Raw genomic sequence first — 5,901 nt, forward strand, 5'->3', positions numbered from 1 at the left:
ACCCGCCGCACTTCGTGCGTCGACCTCCCCCGCAAGCGGGAGAGGTGGACCGGAGTTCGCGGATCGCTTCAGGTGAGCCCATGGCAGACGCGACCACTGCTTCGCCCTCGATGATGACCGGCGCTCCGGCCTCCGAGCGACTCCAGCCCAAGCGGGTCGTTGCCTTCATCATCATGGTGTTCGGCATGTTCATGTCGATCCTGGACATCCAGATCGTCTCGGCCTCGCTGTCTGAGATCCAGGCCGGCCTGTCGGCATCGTCGACCGAGGTGTCGTGGGTGCAGACCGCCTATCTGATCGCCGAGGTGATCGCGATCCCGCTGTCCGGATTCCTGTCGCGCGCGCTCGGCACAAGGCTGCTGTTTGCGATCTCGGCGTTCGGCTTCACGGTGTCGAGCCTGCTGTGCGGGTTCGCCTCTTCGATCGAGCAGATGATCCTGTGGCGCGCGCTGCAGGGTTTCCTCGGCGCCGGCATGATCCCGACCGTGTTCGCCTCGGCCTACACGATTTTCCCGCGCTCCAAGTTCTACATCGTGGCGCCGATCATCGGCCTCGTCGCGACGCTGGCGCCGACGGTTGGGCCCACGGTCGGCGGCTACATCACCGATCTGATGTCGTGGCACTGGCTGTTCTTCATCAACATCGTGCCCGGCATCATCATCACCATCGGCGTGCTGATACTGGTCGATTTCGACCAGCCGAACTTCGCGCTGCTCGAGCGCTTCGACTGGTGGGGCCTGATCTTCATGGGCGGCTTCCTCGGCTCACTCGAATATGTCCTGGAAGAAGGCCCGCAATATGAATGGCTGCAGGACACCTCGGTCGCGGTCTGCGCCGCGATCGGCTTCGTCTCGGCGGTCGCCTTCTTCTGGCGGGTGCTGACCGCGGAAGAGCCGATCGTCGATCTCTACGCCTTCAACAACCGCAACTTCGCGGTCGGATGCGTGCTGCAATTCTGCATCGGCATCGGGCTCTACGGCCTGACTTACGTCTATCCGCGCTATCTCGCCGAGATCCGCGGCTACAGCGCGCTGATGATCGGCGAGACCATGTTCGTCTCCGGCGTCACCATGTTCTTCATGGCGCCGGTCGTCGGCCGGCTGATGCAGAAGGTCGATTTGCGCTACATCATCGCCTTCGGCCTCGTCACCTTCGCGCTCGGCTCCTGGCAGATGACCTGGATCACCCGCGACTATGATTTCTACGAGCTGCTGCTGCCGCAGATCCTGCGCGGCATCGGCATGATGTGCGCGATGGTGCCGACCAACAACATCGCGCTGGCGACGCTGCCGCCGGATCGCGTCAAGAACGCCTCCGGCCTGTTCAACCTGATGCGCAATCTCGGCGGCGCGGTCGGGCTCGCCGTGATCAACGAGGTGCTCAACGACCGCACCGACCTGCACATCTCGCGGCTGCAGGACCGCGTGACCTGGGGCAACACGACAGCGGTCGAGACCCTCAACATGCTGACCCAGCGCATGCAGGGCATGGGCGATTCCGCCATCATGGCGATGAAGCAGCTCTCGCAGATCGTGCACCGCCAGGCCGCGGTGATGGGCTATGGCGATGCCTTCGTGATGCTGTCGCTGTTCTACGTCGCGCTCAGCCTCCTCGTGCTGTTCGTCAACAAGCCGCCATCGATGACCGCAGGCGGCGACGCGCATTGAGCGCATCGCCTTCGCGCGCGGTGTACGCCCGGTTGCGTGAACAGCGTTGCATGATCGACACATTGACGCACTCACGCGGATGTCATCTTGCCAATCGCGCGTGATGCATTTATAAGCAGCGCATCGTTTCACGAACCGGGGAGATGCACATGATGTCGTTTGTTTCGCAGACCGTGCGCCCGCGTTCGATGGTGCTGGGCGCTCTCGCGCACTAGGTCCCAGCGCTGATCGGGTCTCTGCCCCGATCATCCAAACTTCCCAACACGTTATCGACAATTTCCAGCGGCGCTCGTGGTCGGATTCCGTCCACACGTCGCCTCAGATGGAGCCGGCACGCGCTGCAAAAGCGTGACCGGAATGTGCCATGACCACTCAAACGACCAAGCGGCCGGCCGCGATCCGGATCGTGCTGCCATTCGTGTTCCGCCATTGGCTGGAGCAGCCGTTCCGCGCCTCCGCCGTGACCGCGGGATTCCTCGGCGCAACCGCGGCCGACCTGTTCATGCCGGTGTTTTCCGGCCATCTCGTCGACGCGCTGACCGCCGGCGCGACGGATGCCGCCGCGCGCCATGCAGCGATGCTGGCGTTCGGCGCCATCGTCGGGCTCGGCGCGCTGTCGCTGATGCTGCGGCTGGTCGGTATCCAGACCATCGTGCCGTTCACGCTGAAGACGATGTCCGACGTCGGGCAGCAGGCCTTCATGCGGGTGCAGCGCTTCTCGACCGATTGGCACGCCAATTCGTTCGCGGGCTCCACCGTGCGCAAGATCACGCGCGGCATGTGGGCGCTCGACCTGCTGAACGACACCATCCTGATGGCGCTGCTGCCGTCGGTCGTCGTGCTGGTCGGCTCGATGATCCTGCTCGGCGTGCACTGGCCGCAACTCGGCGCGGTGATCGCCATCGGCTCGGTGATCTATGTCGCGATGACCATGGTGTTCCAGGTGCGATACGTCGCGCCCGCCGCGCGCGTCTCCAATGCGTGGGACACCAAGGTCGGCGGCACGCTGGCCGATGCCTTGACCTGCAACGCGGTGGTGAAGTCGTTCGGCGCCGAGGCGCGCGAGGATATGCGGCTCGACGGCGTCATCAGCCGTTGGCGCCGGCGGGTGCGGCGGACCTGGTTCCGCTACAACCACACCTCGACGGCGCAGCTGGTGGTGCTGCTGTGCTTCCGCGCATCGGTGATCGGCGGCGCCATCCTGTTATGGGCGCAGGGCCACGCCACGCCGGGCGACGTCACCTATGTGCTGACCAGCTACTACATCATCCACGCTTACTTGCGGGATGTCGGCATGCACATCAACAACCTGCAGCGTTCGGTGAACGACATGGAGGAGCTGGTGCAGATCCATGGTGAGCCGCTCGGCATCGTCGATGCCGTCGACGCGAGAGCGATCGACATCCAGGGCGGCCGCATCGTGTTCGACGACGTCACGTTCCACTATGGCGGCCATCGCCTGCCGCTTTATGACGGGCTGTCGGTCGACATCGATGCGGGCGAGCGCGTCGGCCTGGTCGGGCGGTCCGGCTCCGGCAAGACGACTTTCGTCAAGCTGGCGCAGCGGCTCTACGACGTCACCGGTGGCAAGATCCTGATCGACGGTCAGGATATCGCCAAGGCGACGCAGCAATCGCTGCGCAGCCAGATCGCGATCGTGCAGCAGGAGCCGATCCTGTTCCACCGCTCGCTGGCGGAGAACATCGCCTACGGCCGGCCCGGCGCCAGCATGGAGGCGATCGAGCAGGCGGCGCGGCTGGCCAATGCGCACGACTTCATCATGCGGCTGCCGAAGGACTATGGCACGCTGGTGGGCGAGCGCGGCGTCAAGCTGTCTGGCGGCGAGCGGCAGCGCGTGGCGCTGGCGCGCGCCTTCCTGGCCGATGCGCCGATCCTGATCCTGGACGAGGCGACCTCGAGCCTCGATTCGGAATCCGAGGCGCTGATCCAGCAGGCGATGGAGCGGCTGATGAAGGGCCGGACCTCGATCGTGATCGCGCACCGGCTGTCGACCGTGCGCAGCATGGATCGCATCCTGGTGTTCGATCGCGGCGAGATCGTCGAGCAGGGCACGCACGACGTGCTTGCCGCACGGGCGGGCGGTATCTACCGCGGCCTGTTCGAGCGTCAGGCCACCGAGTTCGGTCAGGCCGCTGCGGAGTAAGCGATGGCGCGTGGCTGACGGGCGATGTCCCGCCAGCCACGCGCCGGAATGGATACGACGATCGATTTCGAGAATGGAATTGAAATGAAAGACCTTACGCGCGGCTCCATCGTGAGCCACATATTGACGATGGCACCCCCGATCGTGGTCGGCATGGTCACGATCATGATCTGCCAACTGGTCGACCTGTATTTTGTCGCCGGTCTCGGCGAGGCTGCCGTCGCCGGGGTGGCTGCGGCCGGCAACGCCGGTTTCCTGGTCAATGCGCTGATGCAGGTGCTGGGTGTCGGCACCGTCGCGCTGATCGCGCACGCGGTGGGACGCACCGATCGCACCGACGCCAACCTCGTGTTCAACCAGTCGATCGTGCTGTCGGTGCTGTGCGGGCTGTTGACGCTGGGTGCAGGGGCCGTGCTGTCGCGCCCTTACATGCGCTCGGTCGCGGCCGACCAGGCCACCATCGAGGCGGGTACCACCTACCTGTTGTGGTTCATGCCGGCGCTGGCGCTGCAATTCCTCATTCAGGTGATGGCGTCCGCGCTGCGGGCGACCGGCATCGTGCGGCCCAGCATGCTGGTGCAGGCGGTCGCGGTCATCATCAACATCGTACTGGCGCCGGTGCTGATTGCGGGCTGGGGCACCGGCCACGCGTTCGGCGTTGCCGGAGCGGGTCTCGCAAGTTCGATCGCCGTCCTCATCGGCGTGCTGATGTTGTTCGCGTATTTCCGCAAGCTGGAGCGCTATGTCGGGTTCGATCCCGCGCAGTGGCGCCCGCAACTCCGCCAGTGGACGCGCATCTTCAATGTCGGCTTGCCGGCCGGCGGCGAGTTCGCGCTGATCTTTGCCTGGATGGGCGTGATCTATTACGTGCTGCGCGATTTCGGCCCGGCGGCCCAGGCCGGGTTCGGCATCGGGACGCGCGTGCTCGGCCTGATCCAGATGCCGGCATTGGCGGTCGCGCTCGCAGCCGGCCCGATCGCCGGCCAGAATTTCGGCGCCGGCAATGGTGGGCGCGTGCGGGAGACTTTCATCAAGGCGGTGTCGATCGGCACCGTCGTGATGATCGCCATCACTATCCTCGCGCAGTGGAAGCCGGGGCTGCTGCTCGACGGCTTCTCGAACGATCGCGAGACCATGGCGGTCGCCGCCCAGTTCCTGCACTTCGTCTCCATGAATCTGGTGGCGCAGGGACTGGTCTTTACCTGCAACAGCATGTTCCAGGGCCTCGGCAACACCCGCCCGGTGCTGCTGAGTTCGTTCGTGCGCCTCTTCGCCTATGCGGTGCCGGTGATCTGGCTGTCGACGCGGCCCGGCTTCCGGATCGAGCAGGTGTGGTACCTGTCGATCGTGTCGACGTGGCTGCAAGCCGGCCTGAGCCTGTGGCTGCTACGTCGCGAATTCAGCAAGCGTCTCGCGACGCCGGCCCGGAAAGCGGCTCCGGAGCGCGTTGGTCTCGAGCCGGTCGGATGACCGGCTCAGCCAATCTTGCGACGGCGTTGATCATCTCGGCGCCAGCCCGTTCCACACCAGCGCCACGCCGGAGAGGAACAGCAACACCAGCACGACGTCGGAGAAATTGCGATCGCTGAGCGCGTGATAGAGGCGGGCGCCGAGCCAGGCGCCAAGCAGCGTTCCCGGAAACGCGCAGGCCACGAGCCAGATCAGTTCGGGTTTCACCAGGCCGCTTCCGATCTGGACCAGGAGCGCGGCCGCCAGAATGGTGAAGTTGAAAATCTGGAACACGCCGCGGCGCTGCTGCTTGCCCCAGCCGCGCACGCTTGCCCACAGGATCGGGAGCGGGCCGGACAATCCGGCAAGCCCGCCGAGGATGCCGCCGGCAAATCCGATGGCACCGTCGGCCCATTTGCCGCCGAAGGCGATCGACATCGGCTTGCGCTGCAGGAACAGCAGCGTCGGAAACACCAGCAGGAAGGCGCCGATCGTCAGCTTGAAGACCTCAGGATCGGCCCGGGCGATCCGCCGGATGCCGGATCGCGCCCCGGCGCGGCCGCAGCTCACCAACCGCCACCCCAGGCGGGCGTCGATGCCCGTCCAGACCCGCTGCCGGCG

4 protein-coding genes are annotated in these 5,901 nt (G+C 65.6%); 3 read left to right on the forward strand and 1 reads right to left on the reverse strand.

Going from position 1 to position 5,901, the window contains the following annotated elements:
* The first annotated feature begins 80 nt into the window (after positions 1-80).
* The 3 genes from FNJ47_RS44185 (at position 81) to FNJ47_RS44195 (ending at position 5,301) form a co-directional block, all read left to right on the forward strand.
* Complete coding sequence (locus FNJ47_RS44185) at positions 81-1,667, forward strand: DHA2 family efflux MFS transporter permease subunit (protein WP_163162814.1); 1,587 nt, start codon at positions 81-83, stop codon at positions 1,665-1,667.
* 364 nt (positions 1,668-2,031) lie between these two features.
* Positions 2,032-3,831 carry an ABC transporter ATP-binding protein gene (locus FNJ47_RS44190; RefSeq protein WP_163162816.1) on the forward strand — a complete coding sequence of 600 codons (1,800 nt, stop codon included), beginning with the start codon at positions 2,032-2,034 and terminating at the stop codon, positions 3,829-3,831.
* An 84-nt stretch (positions 3,832-3,915) separates the two neighbouring features.
* Positions 3,916-5,301 carry an MATE family efflux transporter gene (locus tag FNJ47_RS44195; protein ID WP_163162818.1) on the forward strand — a complete coding sequence of 462 codons (1,386 nt, stop codon included), beginning with the start codon at positions 3,916-3,918 and terminating at the stop codon, positions 5,299-5,301.
* 30 nt (positions 5,302-5,331) lie between these two features.
* Here FNJ47_RS44195 and FNJ47_RS44200 read toward each other — a convergent pair.
* Positions 5,332-5,901, reverse strand: a 570-nt coding sequence (locus tag FNJ47_RS44200) for a sulfite exporter TauE/SafE family protein (RefSeq protein ID WP_236000525.1), incomplete at its 5' end; no start/stop codon positions are given.

The sequence above is a fragment of the Bradyrhizobium uaiense genome, from assembly GCF_010811875.1.
Lineage (GTDB): Bacteria > Pseudomonadota > Alphaproteobacteria > Rhizobiales > Xanthobacteraceae > Bradyrhizobium > Bradyrhizobium uaiense.